The sequence below is a fragment of the Lysobacter enzymogenes genome, assembly GCF_900106525.1.
Lineage (GTDB): Bacteria > Pseudomonadota > Gammaproteobacteria > Xanthomonadales > Xanthomonadaceae > Lysobacter > Lysobacter enzymogenes.
The window spans coordinates 1-24,173 of the sequence record NZ_FNOG01000015.1 but is presented as its reverse complement, the minus strand read 5'-3'; the positions used below and the strand labels follow the sequence as shown (position 1 = coordinate 24,173).

Sequence of the window (24,173 nt, the reverse complement as noted above, 5' to 3'; positions counted from 1 at the left end):
CGCGATGAGCCAGAACCTCACCCTCGCCCGACCGTATGCCCGCGCCGCGTTCGCGCTGGCGCGCGAAACCGGCCGCACCGCCGACTGGTCGCAAGCGCTCGCCTTCTCGGCGCGCGTCGCCGCCGATCCGCAGGTGCAGTCGGTGCTCGGCCATCCGCGCCTGACCGCCAACGACGCGGTCGCCCTGGTCGCGATCGACGGCGCGGACGAGTCCGTGCAGCGGTTCCTGACCCTGCTCGCGGACAACCGCCGCCTCGCCCTGTTGCCGGAAATCGCCGGCCTGTTCGAGGAACTGCGCGCCGAGGCCGACCGTGTGGTCAAGGCCAAGGTCACCTCCGCCAGCGATCTGCCGGCGGCCGAACTCGAATCGATCAAGGCCGCGCTGGTCAAGCGCTTCGGCCGCCAGGTCGAGATCGAAACGGCCGTCGACGCCTCGCTGATCGGCGGCGCGGTGATCGACGCCGGCGAAGTGGTGATCGACGGCTCGCTCAAGGGCAAGCTGGCGCGCCTGCAGACGGCGCTGGCCGGTTAAAGCCGGGAACGGGGAATCGGCAATAGGGAATCGTCGAAGCGCCGCGCTTCCGACTCCCGAGTTCCGACCCCCGGCTCCCGTTTAAAAGAAAGCACCCGCGCGTCGCTTCGTCGCGATGCAGGACCAAGGAAACGACAATGGCAAGCACCCAGCTCAACCCGTCCGAAATCAGCGAACTGATCAAGACCCGCATCGAGAAGGTCAAGCTGGCCGCCGAAGCGCGCAACGAAGGCACCGTGACCTCGGTGTCCGACGGCATCGTGCGCATCCACGGCCTGGCCGACGTGATGCAGGGCGAAATGATCGAACTGCCGAACAACACCTTCGCCCTGGCGCTGAACCTGGAGCGCGACTCGGTCGGCGCCGTGGTCCTGGGCGATTACGAGCACCTGCGCGAAGGCGACGTGGCCAAGACCACCAGCCGCATCCTGGAAGTGCCGATCGGCCGCGAGCTGCTGGGCCGAGTGGTCAACGCGCTGGGCGAGCCGATCGACGGCAAGGGCCCGATCGGCGCCACCCTGACCGCTCCGGTGGAGCGCGTCGCTCCGGGCGTGCTGTGGCGCAAGTCGGTCGACCAGCCGGTGCAGACCGGCTACAAGTCGGTCGACTCGATGATCCCGATCGGCCGCGGCCAGCGCGAGCTGATCATCGGCGACCGCCAGACCGGCAAGACCGCGATGGCCATCGACGCCATCATCAACCAGAAGGGCACCGGCATTAAGTGCATCTACGTCGCGATCGGCCAGAAGGCCTCTTCGATCGCCAACGTGGTGCGCAAGCTGGAAGAGAACGGCGCGCTGGCCCACACCATCGTGGTCGCCGCCACCGCTTCCGAATCGGCCGCGATGCAGTACATCAGCGCCTACTCGGGCTGCACCATGGGCGAGTTCTTCCTCGACCGCGGCGAAGACGCGCTGATCGTGTACGACGATCTGTCCAAGCAGGCCGTGGCCTACCGCCAGATCTCGCTGCTGCTGCGCCGTCCGCCGGGCCGCGAAGCCTACCCGGGCGACGTGTTCTACCTGCACAGCCGCCTGCTCGAGCGCGCCGCGCGCGTGAACGTCGACTACGTCGAGAAGTTCACCAACGGCGAGGTGAAGGGCAAGACCGGTTCGCTGACCGCGCTGCCGATCATCGAAACCCAGGCCGGCGACGTCTCGGCGTTCGTGCCGACCAACGTGATCTCGATCACCGACGGTCAGATCTTCCTGGAAACCGACCTGTTCAACGCCGGCATCCGCCCGGCGGTCAACGCCGGCATCTCGGTGTCGCGCGTGGGCGGCTCGGCCCAGACCAAGATCATCAAGAAGCTGTCCGGCGGCATCCGTATCGCCCTGGCGCAGTACCGCGAGCTGGCGGCGTTCGCCCAGTTCGCGTCCGACCTCGACGAAGCCACCCGCAAGCAGCTCGAGCGCGGCCAGCGCGTGACCGAGCTGATGAAGCAGAAGCAGTACGCGCCGATGTCGATCGCGCTGCAGGCGCTGTCGATCTACGCGGTGGACAAGGGCTACATGGACGACGTGCCGGTGGCCAAGATCGGCGCCTTCGAAGACGCGCTGCACGGTCACTTCCTCAACACCCAGGGCGCGCTGATCGAGAAGATCAACTCGACCGGCGGTTGGGACGACGAGATCGAAGGCGCCTTCAAGAAGGGCATCGAAGAGTTCAAGCAGACCGGGACCTGGTAAGGCGGGTCGCGTAGCGCAAGCCGGCCGAGCCGGTTTGCGCGCCACCCACAACCCATGCCCTAAAGCGAACAAAGCGAGCGAGAGATGGCCGGCGGCAGAGAAATCAAAACCAAGATCAAGAGCGTGCAGAACACCCGCAAGGTGACCCGCGCGCTGGAAATGGTCTCGGCTTCCAAGATCCGCAAGGCGCAGGATCGGATGAAGACCTCGCGCCCGTACGCGCGCGTGATCAAGCAAGTGATCGGACACCTGGCCCAGGCCAATTCCGATTACCGGCATCCGTACATGGTCGAGCGCAAGGACGTGAAGCGCGTCGGCTACGTGATCGTGTCGTCCGACCGCGGCCTGGCCGGCGGCCTCAACAACAACCTGTTCCGCAAGCTGCTGGGCGAGTTCCGCAAGTGGCAGGAGCAGGGCGTCGAGGTCGACGTGGTCACCATCGGCCAGAAGGCCTCGGTGTTCTTCCGCCGGATCAAGGTCAACATGCTCGCCTCGGTCACCCACCTGGGCGACCAGCCGCACCTGGAGCAGCTGATCGGCGTGATCAAGGTTGTGCTCGACGCCTACAGCGCCGGCACCGTGGATCGCGTGTTCGTCTGCTACAACGACTTCGTCAACACCATGACCCAGCGCGCGGCGTTCGATCAGCTGCTGCCGCTGCCGGCGCCGGAGACCCAGGTCGCCAAGCACGACTGGGACTACATCTACGAACCCGATGCGCAGACCGTGCTCGATCACGTGCTGACCCGCTATATCGAGTCGCTGGTGTACCAGGCGGTGCTGGAGAACGTGGCTTCCGAGCATGCCGCGCGCATGGTCGCGATGAAGTCGGCGAGCGACAACGCCACCAAGCTGATCGGCACCTTGAACCTGGTCTACAACAAGGCCCGTCAGGCGGCGATCACCCAGGAAATCTCCGAAATCGTCGGCGGCGCCGCCGCGGTCTAACCCATCCGGTGGGCGCGGCCTGCGGCCTGCGACCACCAGCAGCATTTGAAAGTTACTGAGGAATCCAAGATGAGCAGCCAGGGCAACCAGGGCAAGATCGTTCAGATCATCGGCGCGGTCGTCGACATCGAGTTTCCGCGCGAGTCGGTGCCGAAGGTCTACGACGCGCTGAAGGTCGAGAACACCGCCATCACGCTCGAAGTGCAGCAGCAGCTCGGCGACGGCATCGTCCGCGCGATCGCGCTGGGCTCCACCGACGGACTCAAGCGCAACCTGATCGCGACCAACACCGGCCGCGCCGTGGCCGTGCCGGTCGGCACCGCGACCCTGGGCCGCATCATGAACGTGCTCGGCGAGCCGATCGACGAGCGCGGCCCGGTCGAGAGCGACGTGCATTGGGAAATCCACCGCTCCGCTCCGGCCTACGACGAGCAGTCCTCGGGCAACGAGCTGCTGGAAACCGGCATCAAGGTCATCGACCTGATGTGCCCGTTCGCCAAGGGCGGCAAGGTCGGCCTGTTCGGCGGCGCCGGCGTGGGTAAGACCGTGAACATGCTCGAGCTGATCAACAACATCGCGACCGAGCACGCCGGCCTGTCGGTGTTCGCCGGCGTGGGCGAGCGTACCCGCGAGGGCAACGACTTCTACCACGAGATGTCCGACGCCAACGTCATCGTGCAGGACGACCTGTCGAAGTCGAAGGTGGCGATGGTGTACGGCCAGATGAACGAGCCGCCGGGCAACCGTCTGCGCGTCGCGCTGACCGGCCTGACCATGGCCGAATACTTCCGCGACGAGAAGGACGAAAACGGCAAGGGCCGCGACGTGCTGTTCTTCGTCGACAACATCTACCGCTACACCCTGGCCGGCACCGAAGTGTCGGCGCTGCTGGGCCGCATGCCGTCGGCGGTGGGCTACCAGCCCACGCTCGCCGAGGAAATGGGCGTGCTGCAGGAGCGCATCACCTCGACCAAGACCGGTTCGATCACCTCGATCCAGGCCGTGTACGTGCCCGCGGACGACCTGACCGACCCGTCGCCGGCGACCACCTTCGCCCACCTCGACGCCACCGTCGTGCTGAGCCGCAACATCGCCTCGCTGGGCATCTACCCGGCGGTCGATCCGCTCGACTCGACCTCGCGCCAGCTCGACCCGAACGTGGTCGGCGCCGAGCATTACGACACCGCGCGTCGCGTCCAGTCGACCTTGCAGAAGTACAAGGAACTGAAGGACATCATCGCGATCCTGGGCATGGACGAGCTGTCGGAAGAAGACAAGACCGCCGTGGCCCGCGCACGCAAGATCGAGCGTTTCTTCTCGCAGCCGTTCCACGTCGCCGAAGTGTTCACCGGCGCGCCGGGCAAGTACGTGTCGCTGAAGGACACCATCCGCGGCTTCAAGGGCATCTGCGACGGCGACTACGATCACCTGCCGGAGCAGGCGTTCTACATGGTCGGCGGTATCGAAGAAGCCGCCGAGAAGGCCAAGAAGATGGGCGTGGGCTGAGACGCCTGACGGCGTCTCGGGATTCGGGAGCGGGAAGTAGGGGATCGTAAGCGCGCGCTGCGCTTGTTCGTTCGCCGGTCTTCCGATTCCCGACTCCCCATTCCGCACTCCCGTCGAACGAGCAAAGCGAGACAGACATGGCATCCACCTTCCGTTGCGACATCGTCAGCGCCGAGGAAGAAATCTTCCACGGCGAGGCGACGCTGCTGGTCGCCACCGGCGAGATCGGCGAACTCGGCATCGCGCCGCGCCATGCGCCGCTGATCACCCGGCTCAAGCCGGGCAAGGTCGTGGTGACCCTGCCCAGCGGCGAGCAGCTCGACTTCGCGGTCTCCGGCGGCATCCTCGAGGTGCAGCCGCAGGTCGTGACCGTGCTGGCCGACACCGCGATCCGCGCTCAGGACATCGACGAAGCCGCCGTGCGCGCGGCCAAGGAAGAAGCCGAGCGCGCGCTGGCCAACCGCGGCCCGCAGATGGACATCGCCGAAGCCCAGGCCAAGCTGGCCGAAGCGATGGCGCAGCTGCAGGCGCTGGAGCGCCTGCGCAAGAACATGAAGCACTGAGTCGCAACCGTTCGGCGCCTAACCGCGCCGCGATGCGAAAACGCCGGCCTCGCGCCGGCGTTTTTGTTTTTGCGCGCAGGCTCTGCGCGAGCGTCGGCGCGGCGGTTTGCGCTCGCTCCGGCGGCGTTAGCGCCGGTAAACCCAATAGCGCGAGACGGTGAAGCTCAGCGCCGCCAGCACCAGCTCGATCGCCGGCTTGGCCAGCCAGGTCCATTGCAGGCCGGCGTAGGCGTTGACCGCGCTGATCGCGCCGGTGCTGAGCACGGTGGTGCCGAGCCACATGGCGATGAAGCGGGCGAACTGGCGCCGGCCGAGCGAGGACGACTCGGCGCTGGCGAAGGTGAAGCGGCCGTTGAGCCAGAACCCCAGCAACGCGCCGCTGACCCGGCCGGCCAGGTTGGCCGCTTCCACCGGCATGCCCAGGTGGCTCAGCGCGACCATGACGCCCCAGTCGACGACGTACTGGATGCCGCCGACGATGAGGAAATTGCGGCCCTGTCGGGTCAGGCTCATGCGCGCCACCGGCGGCGGCGCGGGGAGGAGGAAACGGCGGACGGGGCGGGGGCGGGCATGCGCGCATTCTAGCCAGACGAGCCGCAGCGGAGGCTGTACCATCGCGCCATTCCAGACAGCTCGGAGCGCATCCTTGCGCAGCGCGGTACTGATCCCTTGCTACAACGAGGCGCATACGGTGGCCAAGGTGGTCGCCGATTTCCGCCGCGCCCTGCCCGAGGCGGACATCTGGGTGTTCGACAACGCCAGCACCGACGGCACCGCCGAACTGGCGCTGCAGGCCGGCGCGCGCGTGCACCGGGTGCCGGCCAAGGGCAAGGGCAACGTGGTGCGGGCGATGTTCCGCGAGGTCGAGGCCGACGTGTACCTGATGGTCGACGGCGACGACACCTATCCGGCCGAACATGCGCGCGCGTTGATGCAGGACGTGATCGAAGGGCATGCCGACATGGTGGTCGGCACCCGCCTGGAACAGCACGACACGGGCTCGTTCCGTCGTTTTCATGGTTTCGGCAACAAGCTGGTGCGCTGGAGCATCGGCCGTCTGTTCGGCCAGCCGGTGCGCGACGTGCTGTCGGGCTATCGCGCGTTCTCGCGCCGCTTCGTCAAATCCATGCCGGTGCTGTCGCGCGGGTTCGAGATCGAAACCGAAATGACCGTGTTCGCGATGGCCAACGCCTTCGTATTGACCGAACGCACCGTGCCTTACGGCGTGCGCCCGGAAGGCAGCGAATCCAAGCTCAACACCTTCCGCGACGGCTTCCGCGTGATGCGCACCATCGGCTTCCTGTACAAGGACCTGCGCCCGCTGCTGTTCTTCGGCACCGCCGCGGCGCTGGCCGGCGCGGCCAGCCTCGGCTTCGGCGCGGTGGTGATCCACGAATTCAGCGGCACCGGCGCGGTCACCCATCCCTCGACCGCAGTGCTGGCCGCGGCGCTGGCGCTGACCGCCTTCATCCTGCTGGCGACCGGGCTGATCCTGGACACGGTCAACCGGCGTTCGAACGAGATCCTGCGCCTGATCACCGATCAGGTCGTGCATCGCGGCGACGGCCGCTGAGGCGTTCGTTTCAGATCGGCGCGAGGGCTGCGAACGGCCACAGCGGCAAGACCTCGCGGCGTTCCAGCCAGTCGACAGGGATGCCCTGCGCGCCGACGAAGCAGGCGACCACGCCGCCGACGATCGCGCACAAGGTATCGCGGTCGCCGCCTGCGTCGGCGGCCAGCCACAGCGCCGCCGGGTAATCGTCCAGCGATTGCGCGCAGCACCATAAGGCGTAGGGCACGGTGTCCTGCGCCGAGATCAGAGTGCCGTTGCCGAGCAGCGCGATCGCTTGGTCGAGCGAAGCGACCCGTTCCAACGCCTGTGCGCGAGCCAGCTTGGAGCGCACCTCGCTCTGGGGCAACTGTTCGATCACCGCAGCGAGGAATTCGGCATGCGCCGGACGCTGCCCGCGCTGCCGGCAACGGCTGGCGTGGGCTGCGGCGACGGCCACGGCGACCGCGCCGGCGATGCCTTCCGGATGCAGATGGGTGACCTGCGCCGAACGCGTGGCCTGTTCCACCACCGCATCCAGGTCGTCGCGGAAGTAGGCGCCGACCGGCGCGGCCCGCATCGCCGCGCCGTTGCCGTAAGAGCCCGTGCCGCCGAACGACGAGGCGGCGACCTCGCGCCAGTCTTCGCCTGCTTCGATGCGCGCCAGCACCCGATGCATCGACGGGCCATAGGCGCGGTCGTAGTCGTAGTGGCGGGCCAGCGAGCGAGCCAACGCGTCGCATTCGATGCCCGCGCCGCCGGCCAGGGCTTCCAAAACAGACAGCGACATCTGGGTGTCGTCGGTGTACGGCCACGGGCCCGGCGGCGCGATGCGCTGCATTAGCCAAGGATCGGAGCGTTCGGGCGGCTGGAAGAAGCACTGTCCGAAGGCGTCGCCCACCGACAGGCCTTCCAGGGCTTCGCGCGCCCGTTGCAGTGCGGCGGCGTGGCTCATTGCGCTGTCTTGACGCAAATCGGCGCGAACGGCGCCCGCGCCAGCGGGCACAGTTCCAGGTCGCCCATATTGTTGTCGAGCGGTGTGCACGCGGCGGAGACGCTAAGCCCGTACAGCGCGATGCGGTCGCTGGCGGGCGGGTCGGGGCGGACCGGGCGCAGCAGCCACAGCGGGCCGGGGTTGGCGGCGACGGTGCGCTCGACCCGCTCTTGCAGGCGGGTGCAGCGCTGCGGGTCCATGAAGTTGTTGCGCACCGCCATCGCCGGCACCTCGTGCGGCAGGAAGGCGACGGCGTAGGCGATGGGGTGCTCGGTGCTGGTCAGCACCACGCTGCCGGCCGGCAGCGGCGGGAATTTGACCGCGATCATCGGCGTGCGGAACGAGTCGCGGCCCCAGTTGGGATGCTTGGTCGGAACCACCACCAGCACCATCGCCGCGAGCATCGCCAGCACCGGCCGCTTGTGCGCGAACAGCATCGACACCGCGCCGACGATCAGCAGCGAGCACAGCACTTCCAGCGGCAGCAGATAGCGGTAGATGCCGTACACGCCGGCCCAGGCGAAGTAGCTGACCGCGACGAACGCCAGCAGCGGCCAGCGCAGCGCGACCGCGTTGGCCTGGGCCGTGGCGGCCGCGGGATCGGCGACGGCGACGGGCTCGGCCGCGCGCGCGCCGGGCCGCAGCAGCCACAGCCACGCGCCCAGCGCGCACAGGCCCAGCAGCAGGCGCGGGTCGGCCAGCAGCGGCTCGGAGTAATGGCGGCTGCGGCGCAGCAGCTGCAGCGGCGGGTCGAACAGGTCGATCAGGCTGCGCGGCACGTAGCGCGCGTCGCGCCACGAATCGGCGATGGTGTCCGGCGACAGGAACCACTGGTTGAAGTAGGGGAACAGCGGATTGGCGTGCAGCTTCCACACGTACCAGCCCCACGGCCCCCAGCACACCGCCACCGCGACGCCGCCGCCGATCGCCAGCCCGAGGATGCGCGCCGGCAGCTGCCGCAGTGGGCCGGCGACCAGCGCCGCGGCGATGAAGCCCAGGCAGTAGGTCACCCCGGTGAGCTTGAACCCGGCCGCCGCGCCGGCCAGCAGCCCCACCGGCAGCCAGGTCGCGAACGGCCCGCGCCGGCCCTGCGACTGCGCCCACCACAGCAGCGCGCCGAGCACGAACATGCCGACGATGTGGTCGTTGAAGATCGCCGCCGTGCCCGGGTACATGGCCGCGCCGGTCATGATCACGAAGCCGGCGATCCAGGTGCGCGCGCGGCTGCGCTGGGCCGGCATCAGGGTGTCGAGCAGGCGCAGGGCGAAATACAGCGCCAGCAGGCTGGGAATGGCCAGCCACAGGGTGATCGGCAGCCCGCCCAGGCCGGCGCGGACCATCAGCGCGAAGGGGATGTCGACGGTCGGGTTGTGCCAGGTCTGCAACTGGGCCGGGGCGATGTCCTGGGCCAGCCGGCCCTCCAGCCAGGCCAGCGGGGTGTACAGGTGATAGTTGCGCAGATCCCAGTTCGCGTCCTGGCGCAGTGCGATCACCGCCACGGCGATGAAGAATAGGGCGGCCAGTGCGGCGGTCCGCCAGGGGGCGCGCTCAGCGGGCATGCAGAGTCCTTGCGTAGGCAATTGCTAAGATTCGGACCCGACGGGGGGCCCACGTCAAGCACCGAACAGGTCAGGAAGGTTTCGTACATGGCTCATGAGTCGATGAACCAGTTGCACATCGTGATTCTCGCCGCCGGCGAGGGCAAGCGGATGAAGTCGGCGACCGCCAAGGTCCTGCAGAAGATCGCCGGGCGGCCGATGCTGGCCCACGTGATCGACACCGCGCGCGCCTTGCGTCCGGCCGGCATCCATCTGGTCTACGGCCACGGCGGCGACCAGGTCCGCGCCGCGTTCCAGGGCCAGGGCGACCTGAGCTGGGCCGAGCAGGAACAGCGCCTGGGCACCGGCCACGCCGTGCAGCAGGCGATGCCGGGCGTGCCGCAGGACGCGCGGGTGTTGGTGCTGTACGGCGACGTGCCGCTGATCCAGGCGGCGACCCTGCAGCGCCTGCTCGACGCGCCCGGCCGGCTGGCGGTGCTGGTCGCCGACATGGACGACCCTACCGGCTACGGCCGCATCGTGCGCGACCCCGAAGGCCGGGTCGGCCGCATCGTCGAGCACAAGGACGCCGACGAGGACCAGCGCGCGATCCGCACCATCAACACCGGCATCCTGGTCGCCGACGGCGAACCGCTGCGGCGCTGGCTGGAGCGGCTGGGCAACGACAACGCCCAGGGCGAGTACTACCTCACCGACGTGTTCGCCGCGGCCGCGGCCGAATACAGCCCGGCCGAGATGGTGCACGTGGAAGACCCGATCGAGGTCGAAGGCGCCAACGATCCGTGGCAGCTGGCCCAGCTCGAACGCGCGTTCCAGCGTCGCGCCGCGCGCGCGCTGTGCGCGCAGGGCGCGCGCCTGGCCGATCCGTCGCGCTACGACCAGCGCGGCACGGTGACGGTGGGGCGCGACGTCGAGATCGACGTCGACGCGGTCCTGGAAGGCATCGTCGAGCTCGGCGACGGCGTGCGCATCGGTCCGTTCTGCCGGCTCAAGGACGTGCGCCTGGGCGCGCGCACCGAAGTGCGCGCGCATTGCGATCTCGACGGCGTGGTGGTCGAAGGCGCGGCGCAGATCGGCCCGTACTCGCGCCTGCGTCCGGGCACCGTGCTCGCCGACGGCGCCCACGTCGGCAACTTCGTCGAGACCAAGAACGTGCGCCTGGGCGTGGGCAGCAAGGCCAATCACCTGACCTATCTGGGCGACGCGGCGATCGGCGCGGGCGTCAACGTCGGCGCGGGCACCATCACCTGCAACTACGACGGGGTCAACAAGTCGGTCACCACGATCGAGGACGGCGCCTTCATCGGTTCGAACTCGTCGCTGGTGGCGCCGGTGACCATCGGCAAGAACGCGACCATCGCCGCCGGCTCGGTCATCACCCGGCCGGCGCCGGCGGGCGAGCTGACCCTGGGCCGCGCGCGCCAGACCACGGTGGAAGGCTGGAAGCGGCCGGTCAAGAAAACGCCGCAGGAGAAGTGAGCGGCGGCGCGCATCGCGCGCTGCGGCCGGTGCGCGGATCGGCAAGCCTGTGCGCTTGCCGGGCCCGCACAGCTGAAACCCCGCCGCCTGCGCCGCCGGGCCTGCGTGTTTAAGCCACACGACGCGGGACGGCGCTGCGCCGTCCCGCGTACGCGCTCCGCGCTCAGGGCACGTACTGCACCGATTCGGTCGAGTTGGCCTGCGACTTGACGATGGCGGTGTAGTACTGCGCCGCGGTGGTGGTGTTGAGGAAGGCGTTCGGCGCCCAGATCATCACGCCCTGATAGCCGCCGTCGGCGACGTTCTTGGCGATGGTGCCGGCCTGCGAGGCCGAGCTGAACTCCGGCGAGATGCCCAGGAACAGATTGCTCTTGGCCATGCCGTAGCCCACGTACGGCGTCAGGTAGCTGACGCTGCCGCCGTAGGTCATCTCATAGCCTTCGGTGAGCTGGTTGGCCGCGTTGTACGGCGCGCGGAAATAGCTCGAATCCGACCACAGCGCCTTGCTCAGCGTCTTGCCGCTGAAATAGGTGTTGGCGCGGATCGCCTTGAGCACCGCATAGAACGAGCTGGCGCTGCCGGAACAGGTGGAGTATTCGTCGTCGACGCTGATGCCGTCGAGGCCGTACTTGACCACGTCCGCCACCATCGCATTGGCCAGCTTGGTCGCGGTGGCCGAGGTCATGTTGCACGACCAGCCGGCGTTCTGGTGGTTGCCCAGGTACGAGATCTGCACCTTGATGCCCTTGTTCTGCAACTGCCGCACCGCATCGATGTTGTTCTTCAAGATCGCGGTCATCTCCGCGTTGTAGTACAGCACCGGCGTGTTCGGTGTGCTGCCGTTGATGTTGGCGGCGAACAGCACCAGGTCGGAGAAGAACGGCTTGCCGGTGCTCTTGACCACGTAGCGGCCGATGTCCTTCACGTCCTGCGGCGAAGGATTGTTCAGAAATACGACGTTGCGCGCGGACGCGGCGAAGCTCGCGATAAATGCCATTAGACCGAAAGCCAAAAGCGTAGGTTGGCGAAGCATTGGCGAATCTCCTCTTCCAATAGTTGGAAAATCAGCTCGATTTGGCGTGTGCGAACGCGGCCGGTCGCGCGCGTCCTGGCTAGAAACGAACCAAGAGGCGGATCACCCTACGGCGGGCGTCGTGAGTTTCGCGCGCGATGCGATGCGGTTCGCCGCGCAAGCCTGGGTCAAGCGGCGCGCGAATAACATGCGCGCGTTCGCGAATCGGGCGAGTGAGAAACGAGTCGGAAAAACGCGGCGCGAACGTTCGTCGCACCGCGGGCCGCGCGCGGCGCGGCGCGGCGGTTCAGTCCGGCAGCACCATCGACACGCACAAGCCGCCGTCTTCGCGGTTCAGCAGAGCGATGCGGCCGCCGTGCGCTTCGGCGATCTCGCGCGCCAGCGCCAGGCCCAGGCCGGTGCCGTTGCGCTTGGTCGAATAGAACGGCAGCAGCGCGTTGGCCAGCACCGCGTCGTTCATGCCGGTGCCGCGGTCGAGCACGTCGATGCGCCAAGCGTCCTGCGCGCGCCGCAACTGCAGGCGCACTTCCTGCGGCGGCGAGCCGGATTCGTGCGCGTTCTTGAGCAGGTTGATCAGGCTCTGTTCCAGCTGCGCCGCATCGACCCGGCCGATCGCATCGGCGGACACGCCGTCGTAGGCGAACTCGACCTGGCTGCGCAGTTGCTGGATGAAGCGCGACCATTCCACCGGCTGCAAGCGCGGCGCCGGCAGTTTGGCGAAGCGCGCGTAGTCGCGGATGAAGCCTTCCAGATGGCGCGCGCGCTCTTCGATGGTGTTGAGCGCGGTCGGCAGGCGTTCGTACTGGCCGCGGCGCAGCAGTTCGGCGCCGGAGTGGGCGAGCGAGGCGATCGGCGCCAGCGAGTTGTTGAGCTCGTGACTGATGACCCGGATCACCTTCTTCCAGGTCTGCACTTCCTGCCGGCGCAGCTCGGCGGTGAGCTGACGCAGCAGCACCAGTTCGTGGGCGCGGCCGTTGAGGCGGAAGAGGCGGCGCGAGAGGTGGTAGATCTCCTCGTTCTCGACGTCGCCGACGCTGAACATGCCGTCGCCGCCGCGCTCGAACGCCTCGCGCATCGGCGTGGGCGCGCCGAGCATGATCTCGGCGAAGTCCTGGCCTTCCAGGCGCCGGCCTTCGCCGAGCATCTTGCGGGCGGCCAGGTTGCCCAGCACCACGCGCCGCGCCGGATCCACCAGCAGCATCGCCACCGGCGTGTTCTGCACCATCGTGTCGAGCAGCAGCTCGCGCTGGACCAGATTCAGGCGCTGCTCGCGCAAGGTGTCGCCGAGCCGGTTGTGGCTGGCGACCAGTTCGCCCAGGTCGCCCTTGCCGCTCCAGTTGAAGCTGAAGGAATAATCGCCGTCGCGGTAGCTCGCCACCGAGCCGGCCAAGGCGCGGAACAGCGAGTTCATCGGCGCGAACAGGCGCGCGACGTGGTACAGCAGCAGCGGCGCCAGCACCGCGACCACGATCGGCAGCGCCAGCCAGCGCGGCGACAGATAGTCCGCCAGCCACAAGGCCGCCGCTGCGCCGACAGCCAGATAGGCCAGCGCGAGCGCGCCGAAGGCCAGACTCAAGGGCAGGCGACGCATGCTCGCTCTCCTCAGTCGCGTTTGATGCCGAGCCGGTCCAGGCGCCGATACAGCGCCTGTCGCGACAGCCCGAGTTCGCCGGCGGCCTGCGCCAGCACGCCGCCGGCGCGCTCGATCGCCGCTTCGATCGCGGCGCGGTCGGGTTCGTCGCCGCTGTGCGCGGCCGCGGCGACGGCGACGCTCGCGGCGCTCGCCGCGGGCAGGCCGAGGTCGGCTGCGGCGATGGCGTCGCCGCGCGCCAGCAGCGCCGCGCGCTGCAAGGTGTTGCGCAGTTCGCGCACGTTGCCGGGCCAGGCGTGCGCGAGCAATGCGCGCTCGGCGTCCTCGCCCAGGCGCTTGCTGGCGCCGAGCGGGTTGTCGGCGAGGAAGTGGCGCGCCAGCGGCAGCACATCGTCGCGGCGCTCGCCCAGCGGCGGCAGTTCGATCTGGATGGTGTTGAGGCGGTAGTACAGATCTTCGCGGAAGCGGCCGTCGCGGATCATCGCCGCCAGGTCGGCGTTGGTCGCGCTGATCACCCGCACCTTGACCTGACGCTCGCGGTTGGAGCCGAGCCGTTCGTAGCGCCCGGTCTCCAGCACGCGCAGCAGCTTCATCTGCCCGGCCGGCGGCAGGTTGCCGATTTCGTCGAGGAACAAGGTGCCGCCGTCGGCGGCTTCGAACTTGCCTTCGCGCATCTTGTTGGCGCCGGTGTAGGCGCCGGCATCCGCGCCGAACAGTTCGGCTTCGATCAATTCGGTCGGCAGCGCGCCGCAATTCAAGGTCACGAACGGGCCGGCGGCGACCGACGAATTGGCCTGCACGATCTCGGCGATCTTCTCCTTGCCGGCGCCGTTGGGGCCAAGGATCATCACCGGCACGTCGGCGCGGGCGACGTGGCAGGCCAGTTCCACCACCCGCGTCATCGGCTCGGAGGCGAACACCAGGCCGCGCAGGTCGTAGCGCGCGTCCAGCTCGCGGCGGGCGCGGCGGCGCTGCTCGTGCAGGCGGTTGACCTCGCGCGCGCTGTCGCCGAGCTCGAGCAGGTTCTCCACGCTGGCCAGCAGTTTCTGGTCGTCCCAGGGCTTGGCCAGGTAGTCGGCGGCGCCGGCCTTGGCCAGGTCGACGGCGATGTCCAGGTGGGTCCACGCGGTCAGCAGGATGATCGGCAGGTCGGGGTGGCGCGCGCGGATCGCGCGGAACAGCGCCACGCCTTCCTGGCCGGAGGTGGTGTCGGCGGTGAAGTTCATGTCCTGCAGCACCAGCCCGACGTCTTCGCGCGCCAGCGTCTCCAGGCCTTGCTCGGGCGATTGCGCGGTCAGCACGCGGATGTCGCGCAGGCCGAACAGCAGATCGAGCGCGGTGGCGACCGCGGGGTTGTCGTCGATGACCAGAACGGTGCGCATGGAGGGCCGTGGGCGGACGCGAGGGTGGAGGCGGCGGAAAACGTGGCGGGAATCGCGTTTTCCAGATGCCGAGTATGCCAGCGCGCGACCTGGGCGGCGTAGGCCGAAGGGCGGGTGCAGGCGGCCGCCGCGCCGGCGATGCCGGCGCGCGACGCGCTGCGTGAGTGCGGGAAGGGCCGGCGATGCGGCCGGGCCGGACGCGCGCATCGCCGGGATGCGCGCGCGGCCTGGGCTCATTGCGCGCCGGCGGCGGCGCCGTCGGTTGCGTTCTTGCGCGCGGCGATCCACTCGTCGACCCGCGCCTCCAGCTCGCTCAGCGGCAGCGCGCCGCCGCCGAGCACGCGGTCGTGGAAGGCGCGCACGTCGAAGCGCGCGCCCAGCTCGCTCTGCGCCCGCGCGCGCAGCTCGCGGATCTTGAGCTGGCCGACCTTGTACGCCAGCGCCTGGCCCGGCCAGGCGATGTAGCGGTCGGCTTCGGCCTGGATGTTGGGTTCCTCCATGTCGGAGTGGTCGCGCATCCACTGCACCATCTGCTCGCGGCTCCAGCGCTTGTAGTGCACGCCGGTGTCCAGCACCAGGCGGTTGGCGCGGATCAGCTCCTGCGAGAGCCGGCCGAAGTCGCTGTAGGGATCCTGGTAGAAGCCCACTTCCTTGCCCAGGTCTTCCGAGTACAGGCCCCAGCCTTCGATGAAAGCGAGCTGGCCGAGCAGGGTGCGGAACTTCGGCAGCGCCGGCAGCTCGCGGGCGATGGTCATCTGCAAGTGATGGCCGGGCACGCCTTCGTGATAGGCCACCGCTTCGATCGTGGTCAGCAGGCGCTTCTCCGGCTCGCCGGTGTTGACCGTGATCAGGCCCGGGCGCTTGCCGTCGGGCGTGCCGGCCATGTACTGGGCCATCGAGGCTTCCTTCTCGCGCCAGGCTTCGACCGCCTGCACCTGCACCTTGGCCTTGGGCAGGGTGCCGAACAGCTGCGGCAGCTGGGTCTCCATCTGCGCCAGGTATTTGCGGTACTCGTCGAGGATCTGCTCGCGCGAGTGGGCGTGGTGCTTGGGATCGGCGGCGACCGCCTCGCGCATGGCCTTCAGGCTGGCGTAGCCCAGGCGCGCGGCGATCTCGCCCTGCGCCTTCTCGATCCGCTCGACCTCGCTCAGGCCGAGCTGGTGGATCCGCTCGGGCGCCATCGTGGTCGTGGTGTATTGCTCGATCGCGTAGCGGTACAGCGCCTCGCCGTTGGGCAGCGACCACACGCCGTATTGTTCGCGGCCGTGCGGCGCGTAGTCCTCGCGCACGAACCGCGCCAGCTCGCGGAACGCGGGGCGCACTTCGCCGTCGACCGCGGCGAGGATCTCGCGGCGCAGGCGTTCGCGCTCGGCGGCCGGGATCGACTCGGGCATCTTCTTCAGCGACGCGGCGAAGACGTTGTCGGCGCCGGCCGCGGCGGCCAGGTTGTCGCACTGCGAGGCGACCTTCTCCAGCAGATAGCGCGGCTGCATCAGCCCGTCCTTGGCGCCCTGGCGGGCCACGCCGGTCACCTGCTGCAGCAGCTTGGGCAGCGCGTGCAGGCGGGTGAGGTATTGCTGGTACTGCTTGGCATCGTTGAACGGGAACGCGCTGACCAGCGCGGTGAGGTTGAGGTGCACGCCGACGAACTGGTCCAGCGGCATCTCGTGGGTCTTGAGTTCGTAGCCGCGGATCGCGCTCTTGAGCCACTGCACCATCAGCCGCTGGTTGAGCCGGTCGGCTTCGGGGAAACCGCGGGTGTCGACCGCTTCGAACTCGGTCAGCATCTTTTTGTATTCGCGCTGCATGTGCGCAGCGCCGGCCAGCGAGTAGTCCGCCCAGGCGTCGTTGTAGCGGTAGTCGCCGAAGAAGCTCGCCTGTTCCGGCAGCAAGCGCATCAACTGTTCCCACTGCCGGTCGAGCAGGGCGTTGAAGGCGGCCACGCGGCGGGCGACATCGGCCGTGCCCGCGTCGCCGGTCGCCGGCGCGGTGGTCTTGGTCGCGCTGGCGGCGAAGGCGGGCAGCGCCGGCGCGGCGAGCGCGGCCGAGAGCAGGGCGACGCGCAGCGCAGGACCCAGGGCGCGCAGAGGGAAGCTCGATTTCATGGACGACTCCGTGACGATGAGGCGGGGACGCGCGCGCGGCGCGGCGCCCCGGACCGTCCGGCGCGCGGCCGGACGGAGCGGAAGGAAGCAGACAGTGGATCGCTGCAAGCATGCCGCGAACGCGCCGCCGACACTGCTGACGAATGCGAGGCTTGCGCGGTGACTTGCGTAAGCCGCGTTCGCCGACGGGTCGATACAACCGATACGGCGAACGCGCTTGCGGTTGCGCTTGCGGCGCGGCCTCAGGCCGCGCGCGTGGCCAGCGCCGGCGGCACCAGCGCCGCGCGCCGCGCCGGGCCGTACACCGCCAACTGGCCGAGCAACCACAGGCTCAGCGCGCCTAGCGGCAGATACAGCGCCGGCAACCGCGGCAGTTCGTAGTACTTCATCAGCAGCAGGTTGATCGCGAACGCCAGCACCATGCCCAGGACGATGCCGATCGAGGTCAGCAGGAAGTTCTCGGTCTGGAAGTAGCGCAGGATCTGCCCGCGGGTGGCGCCGAGCGCGCGGCGCACGCCGATCTGCTTGGTCCGCTGTTGCACCCAGAAGCTGGCCAGGCCGACGATGCCGAGCGCGGTGACGATCAGCAGCGCCGCGCATACCGAGCCGAGCAGCCACACCATCGCGCGGTCGGTGCGGTTGAAGGCTTCGGCCATGTTTTCGACGGTGTCGTTGCTCTTGGACAGGATCCGCTGCGGGCCGTTGCGGGTCAGCGCCTGGCTGGCGGCCTTGAGCACTTCCTCGCGCCGGCTCGGGTCGGTCACCCGCAGCAAATACAGGCCGCTGTCGTAGTCGGTGCGGGTGGGCGAGATCACCGAATAGTCGGCCGAGGCCGGGCCGTCGAACTCGTTCGGCCGCATCAGGTGTTCGACCACGCCGATCACCCGCGCGCCGTCCTCGTCGCCGCTGTAGATCGGACGGCCGAGCGGGTCCTGGCCGGGGAACAGCTTGTCGGCCAGGGCGCGGGTGATGATCACCACCGGGATCGGCGGCGCGCCGGGCTTGAGCCGCTGCGACAGCGGAACGATCTCGTCCTCGCGGAAGTTGCGCCCGGCCAGCAGCTTCAGGCCCAGCGTGTCCACCAGTTGGGTGTCGCCGTAATAGACGCCGGCGCTGGCGCTGGGCACTTGCTGGTTCGGCTTCGGGCCGAAGCCGGAGTTCCACGCCGAATCGCCGTAGCGCACCTGGTTGGACACGGCGACCGAGCGCACGCCGGGCACTGCGCGCAGCGCGGCCAGGTCGGTCTGGGTCAGCGCGTCGGCTTCCTGCGCGCGGCCGATGTTGGAGATGCGCACCGCCACCAGTTCGTTCTCGACCATGCCGCTGGGACGCTGCAGGCGGGCGATGCGGTTCTGGATCAGGAACAAGGCGTTGCAGATGATCGCGCAGGTCAGCGCGACTTCGAACACGATCAGCGCCGCGGCGGTCTTGTGCCGGCGCAAGGTGGTCAGGATCGGACGGATGTCCATGCGGGCCTCATTGGCTCTTGAGCTGGATGGCGGGCGTCACCTGGCAGGCGCGCCAGGCCGGCAACAGGCCGGCCAGCACGCTGGCGGCGACGGCCAGAACGAAGGTGGTGGCGAGCATGGCCGGGTCCAGCCGCGCCAGCGCGGCGTAGCCGACCGACTGCTGGCGCACCGCCCACAGGCCCAACTGGGCCAGCACCAGGCCGAGCACGCCGCCGGCCAGGCCGACGCTGCCGGCCTCGACCAGGCATTGGGCGAAGATCGCGCGCCGGGTCGCGCCGAGCGCGCGGCGCACGCCGATCTCGCCGGAGCGGCGCAGGAACTTGGCCAGCAGCAAGCCCACCGTGTTGAGCAGGCACACCGCGAGGAAGCCGAACGCCAACCACATCTGCAGGCGCACGTCGGCCGGCACCACGCGCTTGTAGTCCAGCCACTGCATCAGGCCGTCGAGCTTGGGCGCGGTCGGCCGCACGTACACGCCGGCGCTGCGCTGCTGGGCGACGTAGTTGTCCAGGTACTGGCGATAGGCGGCGACTTTCTGCGGCGAGTTCAGTTCCACCCAGTACTGCGCCCAGATGCACTTGGCGGTGGCCGAGTAGTTGCCTTCCGGCAGGTCGGCAGTGTCGCCCCAGCAGCTGATGTTGCCTTGCGCGCCCATGCGCAGGTCGCGCGCGGTGCTGAACGGCACGAACAATTCTTCGGCTTCGCCGAAGCCGCGCTCCACGGTGAGGTCGTAGAAGTTCGGCTGCGGATGCCAGGCGTCGATCACGCCGACCACGCGGAACTCGTGGTTGTTGGCCCAGATCGACTTGCCCACGCTGTTGCCGCCGCCGAACAAACGCTCGTTGAGCTTCTTGCCGATCACCGCCACGCGCGCGCGGCCTTCGTCTTCCTTGCCGCTCCACGCCGCGCCGTACTGGAACGGCACCTGGAACATCGGGAAGAAATCGGCCGAGGTGTAGCGCGAGTTCTGCCGGAACGCCGGCAGGTTGTCGCGGCGCGGCTCGATCGCCACGTTGCCGCTGGTCATCAGCGCCTGGCGGTCGGCGCGCGCCTGGCGCAGCAGGGCTTCGCCGTCGAAGCGCGAGATGTTGTCCGGCGGCTCGGAGCCGGGGATGTAGCCGGTCATCGAGCGCGGATCCAGGCGCGGCTGGAACAGGTTCTGGCTGTGCCCCGGCATCGGATCGCCGGAGAGCACGTAGAACACGGTCAAGGTGGTCATCGCCGCGCCGATGCCGAGCGCGATGGCGAGCACCATCAGCGCGGTCAGCACCTTGTTGCGCTTGAAGCTGCGCGCGGCGAGCTGCAGGTAATAGGCGAACTGGCTGTTGCCGGACATGGGCGCGGCCTCAGGCGGTGGCGGCGTCGGCCGCGGTCGACACGGCGGGGGCCGAGGCGCTGACCAGGCTCGGTTCGGCGCGCAGGTCGGTGGCCATGCCGTCGACGATGTGCACGTTGCGCTGCGCGCGCGCGGCCAGTTCCGGATCGTGGGTGACCATGACGATGGTGGTGCCCTGGGCGTTGATCTCCTCCAGCAGCTCCATCACGCCGCGCGCCATCTGCGAATCCAGGTTGCCGGTGGGTTCGTCGGCCAGCAGCAGGCGCGGCGAACCGGCCAGCGCGCGCGCGATCGCCGCGCGCTGCTGCTGGCCGCCGGACAGCTCGGTGGGGTAGTGGCGCATGCGCGAGCCCAGCCCGACCTGGGTCAGCGCCTGTTCGATGCGCTGGCGGCGCTCGGCCGCGGGCATGCGCCGGTAGCGCAGCGGCACGTCGCAGTTGTCGAACAGGTTGAGGTCGGGAATCAGGTTGAAGCTTTGGAAGATGAAGCCGATCTTCTGGTTGCGCAGGCGCGAGCGGGCGTCGTCGGACAGGTCGCGCACGTCCTCGCCGTCGAGCTTGTACTCGCCGCCGGTGAAGGTCTCCAGCAGCCCGGCGATGTTGAGGAAGGTGGTCTTGCCCGAACCCGAGGGCCCGGTCACGGCGACGAACTCGCCGTCGCGCACGTGCAGGTCCAGCGAACGCAGCGCGTGGGTTTCGACGAGTTCGGTGCGGTAGACCTTGGTGACCTGGCGCATCAGCAGCATGGCGGTGTCCTTGGAGCGGAATTGGAAATCGGGAATTCGCAGTTCGAACGGGCGAGGCGACCTGCCGGATCGTCATCCCCGCGAAGGCGGGGATCCAGAGACTTCAGCGTATCGTCTCGATAAATCCCTGGATCCCTGCCTTCGCAGGGACGACGTCCTGACGCAGACGGCGCGACGCGTGCGGCACGCGGCGTCGCCTCAGCGCACCGAGAACAGCGGCAGCGCGATGGCGCTGGCGAAGCGCGGGCGCGTCGAGCGCTTCGGCGCGGCGGCGTTGGCGCTGACCGCGCGCTCGCCGTCGTGGTTGAAGTCGATCAGCTGGTGCAGGCGCAGCGGCACCGCGTCGGTCAGTTCCTGGGCGTTCCAGTGCGGGGCGAAGTCGTAGGCGTTGGCGGCGTTGAAGGCGTTCATGGGTTCATTCTCCGGAGATGCGGACGGTTTCGGCGTTGGCGAACTGGTCGGCGCCGGAGACGACGATGCGTTCTCCCGGCTGCAGACCTTCGAGGATTTCCACTTGGCTCAAGCTGCTGGCGCCGGTGCGGATGACGCGGCGGGCGGCGACGCCGCCGGACACGACGTAGGCGCTGTGGCCGCCGTCTTGTTCCAGGAACGGCCCGCGCTCGACGATCAGCGCGTTGCGGCGGGTGTCGAGCACGATGCGCGCGCTCAGGCGCTGGTTCTGGCGCAGCGCCGGCGGCTGCGCGCCGTCGAAGCGCAGGCGGCTGGCGACTTCGCCGGTCACCACTTCCGGCGACACCGCCGAGATCTTGGCCGCGTAGGTGCGGCCGTCGTTGCCGGCGATCTGCGCCGGAATGCCGATGGCCAGATCGCGGGCGAAGCTTTCCGGCACCTTGATCTCGAGTTCGAACACGCCCAGGTCGACCACGCTGAGCACCGGATCGTTGATGGCGACGTTGGCGCGCTGGGCGACCTGGACCTGACCGACCTGGCCGTCGAACGGCGCGCGCAAGGTCAGCGCGTCGACCTGGCGCTGGGCTTCGGCGACGATCGCGCGCTGGCGCTGCGCCAGCAGGCGCTTGTTGCGCGCGTCCAGCGCGGCGCTGCGGTCCTGGCGGCCGAGGCCTTCGCGGGCGTGGGACAGGCCGATGTCGGCCTTCTTCAATTCGTCTTCGGCCTTGGCCACGTCGACCTTGGCCACCGCGCCGCCGCTGAAGGCGCGGTTGTAGCGCTCCAGATCGCGTTCGGCGGCGGTGCGGTCGATCCGGGCCTGATCGAGTTCCTTGCGCGCGGTGGAACGCGCCAGCTCGCCGTCGAGTTCGGCGCGGCTGGCCTCGGCTTCCAGGCCGGCCAGGGTGGACTGCTCTTGCGCGAGCTTGCTGCGCAGCTCGGGGCTGTCGATCTCGGCCAGCACCTGACCCTTGCGCACCGCGTCGCCGGCGACGACCTTGAGCTCAACCGAACCGCCGGCGATGGCGTACAGCACCGGGCTGTTGGCGGCGATCACGCGGCCGTCGGCGGCGATGTCGCGGACCAGATCGCCGCGCTTCACTTCAGCGATGCGCAGGCGCTGCGCCGATACAGAGGTGCCGCCCGCAGCCCAACCGGAGGCGACCCAGGCGCCAGCGCCGAGCACCACCGCGGCGACCGCGGCCGTCAGCGCCCATTGCCGGCGGCGCCGGCCCTGCTGGGCGGCGGGGGCGAGGCGTTGGTCCTGGGCGGAGGTGTCGCGGATGCTCATCGGGGCGCTCGGTCGGGGTCTCTGCCCAATACCAAGCACATCCCGTGCCAACTTCAACTTATTGATTCATAAGGGTGGTGATGCCTGTCCGGGCGTCCGACCGTCCGGACACCGCGTCCGCGCGGACACCGCCATGACCGCCGCCCCGCTAGAATGCGGTCACATTTTCACGGATGCCTCCAGCATGTGCGGAATCGTAGGCGCGATCGCCGATCGCGATGTGGTGCCGGTCCTGATCGACGGCTTGAAGCGGTTGGAATACCGCGGTTACGACTCGGCGGGCATCGCCGTGTTCGACGGCGCGCAGCTGCGCCGGGTGCGCCGGACCGGGCGCGTGGCGGAGATGGAGGCGGCGGCGCAGTCCGAGTCGTTCAGCGCGCAGATCGGCATCGGCCACACCCGCTGGGCGACCCACGGCGGAGTGACGGAGGCCAATGCGCACCCGCACATCAGCTTCGGCGAACTGGCGGTGGTGCATAACGGCATCATCGAAAACCACGATGAACAGCGCGAGCGGTTGCGTGCGGCCGGGTATGCGTTCGAATCGCAGACCGACACCGAAGTCATCGCCCATCTCATTCATTCCTATCTCAAGCAGGGTCACGACCTGCTCGCGGCGGTGCAGGCGGCGGTGCGCGAGCTGGTCGGCGCCTACGCGATCGCGGTGGTGAGCCTCAACGAGCCGGGCCGGCTGATCGCCGCGCGCATGGGCTGCCCGCTGCTGGTCGGCTTGGGCGAGGGCGAGAACTTCGTCGCCAGCGACGTGTCGGCGATCGTGCAGGCCACGCGCCGGGTGATCTTCCTGGAAGAAGGCGACACCGCCGAAGTCACCCGCGCCGCGGTGCGGGTGTTCGACATCGACGGCGCGCAGATCGAGCGCGAAGTGCATCTGTCGGACGTGTCGCTGGCCTCGCTGGAGCTGGGCCCATACCGCCACTTCATGCAGAAGGAAATCCACGAGCAGCCGCGCGCGATCGCCGACACCATCGAGGCGGTGATCGACAACAACGGCTTCAGCGCGTCGCTGTTCGGCGCCAAGGCCGACGAAGTGTTCGCCGGCGTCGAGGGCGTGCAGATCCTGGCCTGCGGCACCAGCTATTACGCCGGCCTGACCGCGCGCTACTGGATCGAGGCCATCGCCGGGTTGCCGTGCCAGGTCGAGATCGCCAGCGAGTACCGCTATCGCGCCGCGGTGGCGAACCCGAAGCAGCTGATCGTGACGATTTCGCAGTCCGGCGAAACGCTCGACACGATGGAAGCGCTGAAGTACGCCAAATCGCTGGGCCACGACAAGACCCTTTCGATCTGCAACGTGCCCGAGAGCGCGATCCCGCGCGCGAGCAAGCTGGTGTACTACACCCGCGCCGGCGCCGAGATCGGCGTGGCCTCGACCAAGGCGTTCACGACCCAGTTGGTGGCGTTGTTCACCCTGACCGCGACCCTGGCCAAGCTGCGCGGCGCGCTCAGCGACGAACAGGAAGCCGAATACCTCGACGCGCTGCGCCACCTGCCGGGCAGCGTGCAGCACGCGCTGAACCTGGAACCGCAGGTGACGGCCTGGGCCGAGCGCTTCGCGCCCAAGCACCACGCGCTGTTCCTGGGCCGCGGCGTGCATTACCCGATCGCGCTGGAAGGCGCGCTCAAGCTCAAGGAAATCTCCTACATCCACGCCGAGGCGTACCCGGCGGGCGAGCTCAAGCACGGCCCGCTGGCGCTGGTGGACGCGGCGATGCCGGTGGTGGTGATCGCGCCGAACGACAAGCTGCTGGAGAAGGTGAAGTCGAACATTCAGGAAGTGCGTGCGCGCGGCGGCGAGATGTTCGTATTCGCCGACCTGGACAGCCACTTCGGCGAATCCGAACAGGTGCACGTGATCCGCACCCCGCGCCACGTCGGCGTGCTGTCGCCGGTGGTGCATGCGATTCCGGTGCAGTTGCTGGCGTATCACGCGGCGCTGGCGCGCGGGACGGATGTGGACAAGCCGCGCAATCTGGC

The 24,173-nt window shown here is 68.9% G+C and carries 20 protein-coding genes; 8 read left to right on the top strand and 12 right to left on the bottom strand.

Going from position 1 to position 24,173, the window contains the following annotated elements; all coding sequences use genetic code 11:
- Nucleotides 1-4: 4 nt before the first annotated feature.
- The 5 genes from BLU84_RS24630 (at nt 5) to BLU84_RS24610 (ending at nt 5,237) form a co-directional block, all read left to right on the top strand.
- A complete protein-coding gene (locus BLU84_RS24630) occupies nt 5-532 on the top strand; it encodes a F0F1 ATP synthase subunit delta (protein WP_074873527.1) in 528 nt (175 codons plus the stop codon).
- A 137-nt stretch (nt 533-669) separates the two neighbouring features.
- Complete coding sequence (atpA, locus tag BLU84_RS24625; protein ID WP_074873525.1) at nt 670-2,220, top strand: F0F1 ATP synthase subunit alpha; 1,551 nt, start codon at nt 670-672, stop codon at nt 2,218-2,220.
- An 84-nt stretch (nt 2,221-2,304) separates the two neighbouring features.
- Nucleotides 2,305-3,168 (top strand): F0F1 ATP synthase subunit gamma, encoded by an 864-nt coding sequence (gene atpG, locus BLU84_RS24620; RefSeq protein ID WP_074873523.1) that lies wholly within the window; start codon nt 2,305-2,307, stop codon nt 3,166-3,168.
- Between the two features lie 69 nt (nt 3,169-3,237).
- Entirely contained in the window at nt 3,238-4,674 is a 1,437-nt protein-coding gene (atpD, locus tag BLU84_RS24615) for a F0F1 ATP synthase subunit beta (protein ID WP_074873521.1), read from the top strand.
- 137 nt (nt 4,675-4,811) lie between these two features.
- Nucleotides 4,812-5,237: a F0F1 ATP synthase subunit epsilon gene (locus tag BLU84_RS24610; protein WP_074873519.1), complete on the top strand. Its 426-nt coding sequence runs from the start codon at nt 4,812-4,814 to the stop codon at nt 5,235-5,237.
- Nucleotides 5,238-5,363: 126 nt separating this feature from the next.
- Here the strand turns inward: BLU84_RS24610 and BLU84_RS24605 are convergent, their stop codons facing one another.
- Nucleotides 5,364-5,750, bottom strand: a complete 387-nt coding sequence (locus tag BLU84_RS24605; RefSeq protein ID WP_074873615.1) for a GtrA family protein — start codon at nt 5,748-5,750, stop codon at nt 5,364-5,366.
- A 133-nt stretch (nt 5,751-5,883) separates the two neighbouring features.
- On the opposite strand from BLU84_RS24605, the gene BLU84_RS24600 reads away from it, so the two are divergent.
- Nucleotides 5,884-6,810 (top strand): glycosyltransferase, encoded by a 927-nt coding sequence (locus tag BLU84_RS24600; RefSeq protein ID WP_139175235.1) that lies wholly within the window; start codon nt 5,884-5,886, stop codon nt 6,808-6,810.
- Between the two features lie 10 nt (nt 6,811-6,820).
- Here the strand turns inward: BLU84_RS24600 and BLU84_RS24595 are convergent, their stop codons facing one another.
- Both BLU84_RS24595 and BLU84_RS24590 read right to left on the bottom strand, forming a co-directional pair.
- Entirely contained in the window at nt 6,821-7,741 is a 921-nt protein-coding gene (locus BLU84_RS24595) for an ADP-ribosylglycohydrolase family protein (protein ID WP_074873517.1), read from the bottom strand.
- Nucleotides 7,738-9,339 (bottom strand): hypothetical protein, encoded by a 1,602-nt coding sequence (locus BLU84_RS24590; RefSeq protein WP_074873515.1) that lies wholly within the window; start codon nt 9,337-9,339, stop codon nt 7,738-7,740. The genes BLU84_RS24595 and BLU84_RS24590 overlap by 4 nt, the downstream gene beginning before the upstream one ends.
- A 102-nt stretch (nt 9,340-9,441) precedes the next feature.
- Between BLU84_RS24590 and glmU the strand changes: the two genes are divergently transcribed.
- Complete coding sequence (glmU, locus tag BLU84_RS24585; RefSeq protein WP_074873513.1) at nt 9,442-10,818, top strand: bifunctional UDP-N-acetylglucosamine diphosphorylase/glucosamine-1-phosphate N-acetyltransferase GlmU; 1,377 nt, start codon at nt 9,442-9,444, stop codon at nt 10,816-10,818.
- 163 nt (nt 10,819-10,981) lie between these two features.
- On the opposite strand, the gene BLU84_RS24580 is transcribed toward glmU, so the two are convergent.
- The 9 genes from BLU84_RS24580 to BLU84_RS24540 form a co-directional block, all read right to left on the bottom strand.
- Nucleotides 10,982-11,815, bottom strand: a complete 834-nt coding sequence (locus BLU84_RS24580) for a glycoside hydrolase family 18 protein (protein WP_074873511.1) — start codon at nt 11,813-11,815, stop codon at nt 10,982-10,984.
- A 322-nt stretch (nt 11,816-12,137) separates the two neighbouring features.
- Nucleotides 12,138-13,442 carry a sensor histidine kinase gene (locus BLU84_RS24575; RefSeq protein WP_074873509.1) on the bottom strand — a complete coding sequence of 435 codons (1,305 nt, stop codon included), beginning with the start codon at nt 13,440-13,442 and terminating at the stop codon, nt 12,138-12,140.
- Nucleotides 13,443-13,453: 11 nt separating this feature from the next.
- A complete protein-coding gene (locus BLU84_RS24570) occupies nt 13,454-14,824 on the bottom strand; it encodes a sigma-54-dependent transcriptional regulator (protein WP_074873507.1) in 1,371 nt (456 codons plus the stop codon).
- 233 nt (nt 14,825-15,057) lie between these two features.
- Complete coding sequence (locus tag BLU84_RS24565; protein ID WP_074873611.1) at nt 15,058-16,911, bottom strand: DUF885 domain-containing protein; 1,854 nt, start codon at nt 16,909-16,911, stop codon at nt 15,058-15,060.
- Between the two features lie 260 nt (nt 16,912-17,171).
- The gene (locus tag BLU84_RS24560; RefSeq protein WP_074873505.1) at nt 17,172-18,398 is read right to left on the bottom strand and encodes an ABC transporter permease; all 1,227 of its coding nucleotides are present in this window, start codon (nt 18,396-18,398) and stop codon (nt 17,172-17,174) included.
- A 7-nt stretch (nt 18,399-18,405) separates the two neighbouring features.
- Nucleotides 18,406-19,734, bottom strand: a complete 1,329-nt coding sequence (locus tag BLU84_RS24555; RefSeq protein ID WP_074873504.1) for an ABC transporter permease — start codon at nt 19,732-19,734, stop codon at nt 18,406-18,408.
- 10 nt (nt 19,735-19,744) lie between these two features.
- Nucleotides 19,745-20,479, bottom strand: coding sequence for an ABC transporter ATP-binding protein (locus BLU84_RS24550; RefSeq protein ID WP_074873502.1), 735 nt, complete (start codon nt 20,477-20,479; stop codon nt 19,745-19,747).
- Nucleotides 20,480-20,677: 198 nt separating this feature from the next.
- Nucleotides 20,678-20,890, bottom strand: coding sequence for a hypothetical protein (locus tag BLU84_RS24545; RefSeq protein WP_074873500.1), 213 nt, complete (start codon nt 20,888-20,890; stop codon nt 20,678-20,680).
- 4 nt (nt 20,891-20,894) lie between these two features.
- Entirely contained in the window at nt 20,895-22,178 is a 1,284-nt protein-coding gene (locus BLU84_RS24540) for an efflux RND transporter periplasmic adaptor subunit (RefSeq protein WP_074873499.1), read from the bottom strand.
- Nucleotides 22,179-22,362: 184 nt separating this feature from the next.
- Here BLU84_RS24540 and glmS point away from each other — a divergent pair.
- Nucleotides 22,363-24,173, top strand: a 1,811-nt coding sequence (gene glmS / locus BLU84_RS24535) for a glutamine--fructose-6-phosphate transaminase (isomerizing) (protein ID WP_074873497.1), incomplete at its 3' end; no start/stop codon positions are given.

What these genes read in the sequence shown, in the direction of transcription:
- BLU84_RS24545 (WP_074873500.1), bottom strand. Translation starts at nt 20,890, where the DNA reads ATGAACGCCTTCAACGCCGCCAACGCCTACGACTTCGCCCCGCACTGG.
- BLU84_RS24575 (WP_074873509.1), bottom strand. Translation starts at nt 13,442, where the DNA reads ATGCGTCGCCTGCCCTTGAGTCTGGCCTTCGGCGCGCTCGCGCTGGCC.
- BLU84_RS24540 (WP_074873499.1), bottom strand. Translation starts at nt 22,178, where the DNA reads ATGAGCATCCGCGACACCTCCGCCCAGGACCAACGCCTCGCCCCCGCC.
- BLU84_RS24580 (WP_074873511.1), bottom strand. Translation starts at nt 11,815, where the DNA reads ATGGCATTTATCGCGAGCTTCGCCGCGTCCGCGCGCAACGTCGTATTT.
- BLU84_RS24605 (WP_074873615.1), bottom strand. Translation starts at nt 5,750, where the DNA reads ATGAGCCTGACCCGACAGGGCCGCAATTTCCTCATCGTCGGCGGCATC.
- BLU84_RS24630 (WP_074873527.1), top strand. Translation starts at nt 5, where the DNA reads ATGAGCCAGAACCTCACCCTCGCCCGACCGTATGCCCGCGCCGCGTTC.
- BLU84_RS24610 (WP_074873519.1), top strand. Translation starts at nt 4,812, where the DNA reads ATGGCATCCACCTTCCGTTGCGACATCGTCAGCGCCGAGGAAGAAATC.
- BLU84_RS24595 (WP_074873517.1), bottom strand. Translation starts at nt 7,741, where the DNA reads ATGAGCCACGCCGCCGCACTGCAACGGGCGCGCGAAGCCCTGGAAGGC.
- BLU84_RS24555 (WP_074873504.1), bottom strand. Translation starts at nt 19,734, where the DNA reads ATGTCCGGCAACAGCCAGTTCGCCTATTACCTGCAGCTCGCCGCGCGC.
- atpG (WP_074873523.1), top strand. Translation starts at nt 2,305, where the DNA reads ATGGCCGGCGGCAGAGAAATCAAAACCAAGATCAAGAGCGTGCAGAAC.
- BLU84_RS24560 (WP_074873505.1), bottom strand. Translation starts at nt 18,398, where the DNA reads ATGGACATCCGTCCGATCCTGACCACCTTGCGCCGGCACAAGACCGCC.
- atpA (WP_074873525.1), top strand. Translation starts at nt 670, where the DNA reads ATGGCAAGCACCCAGCTCAACCCGTCCGAAATCAGCGAACTGATCAAG.
- atpD (WP_074873521.1), top strand. Translation starts at nt 3,238, where the DNA reads ATGAGCAGCCAGGGCAACCAGGGCAAGATCGTTCAGATCATCGGCGCG.
- BLU84_RS24550 (WP_074873502.1), bottom strand. Translation starts at nt 20,479, where the DNA reads ATGCTGCTGATGCGCCAGGTCACCAAGGTCTACCGCACCGAACTCGTC.
- BLU84_RS24570 (WP_074873507.1), bottom strand. Translation starts at nt 14,824, where the DNA reads ATGCGCACCGTTCTGGTCATCGACGACAACCCCGCGGTCGCCACCGCG.
- glmU (WP_074873513.1), top strand. Translation starts at nt 9,442, where the DNA reads ATGAACCAGTTGCACATCGTGATTCTCGCCGCCGGCGAGGGCAAGCGG.
- BLU84_RS24590 (WP_074873515.1), bottom strand. Translation starts at nt 9,339, where the DNA reads ATGCCCGCTGAGCGCGCCCCCTGGCGGACCGCCGCACTGGCCGCCCTA.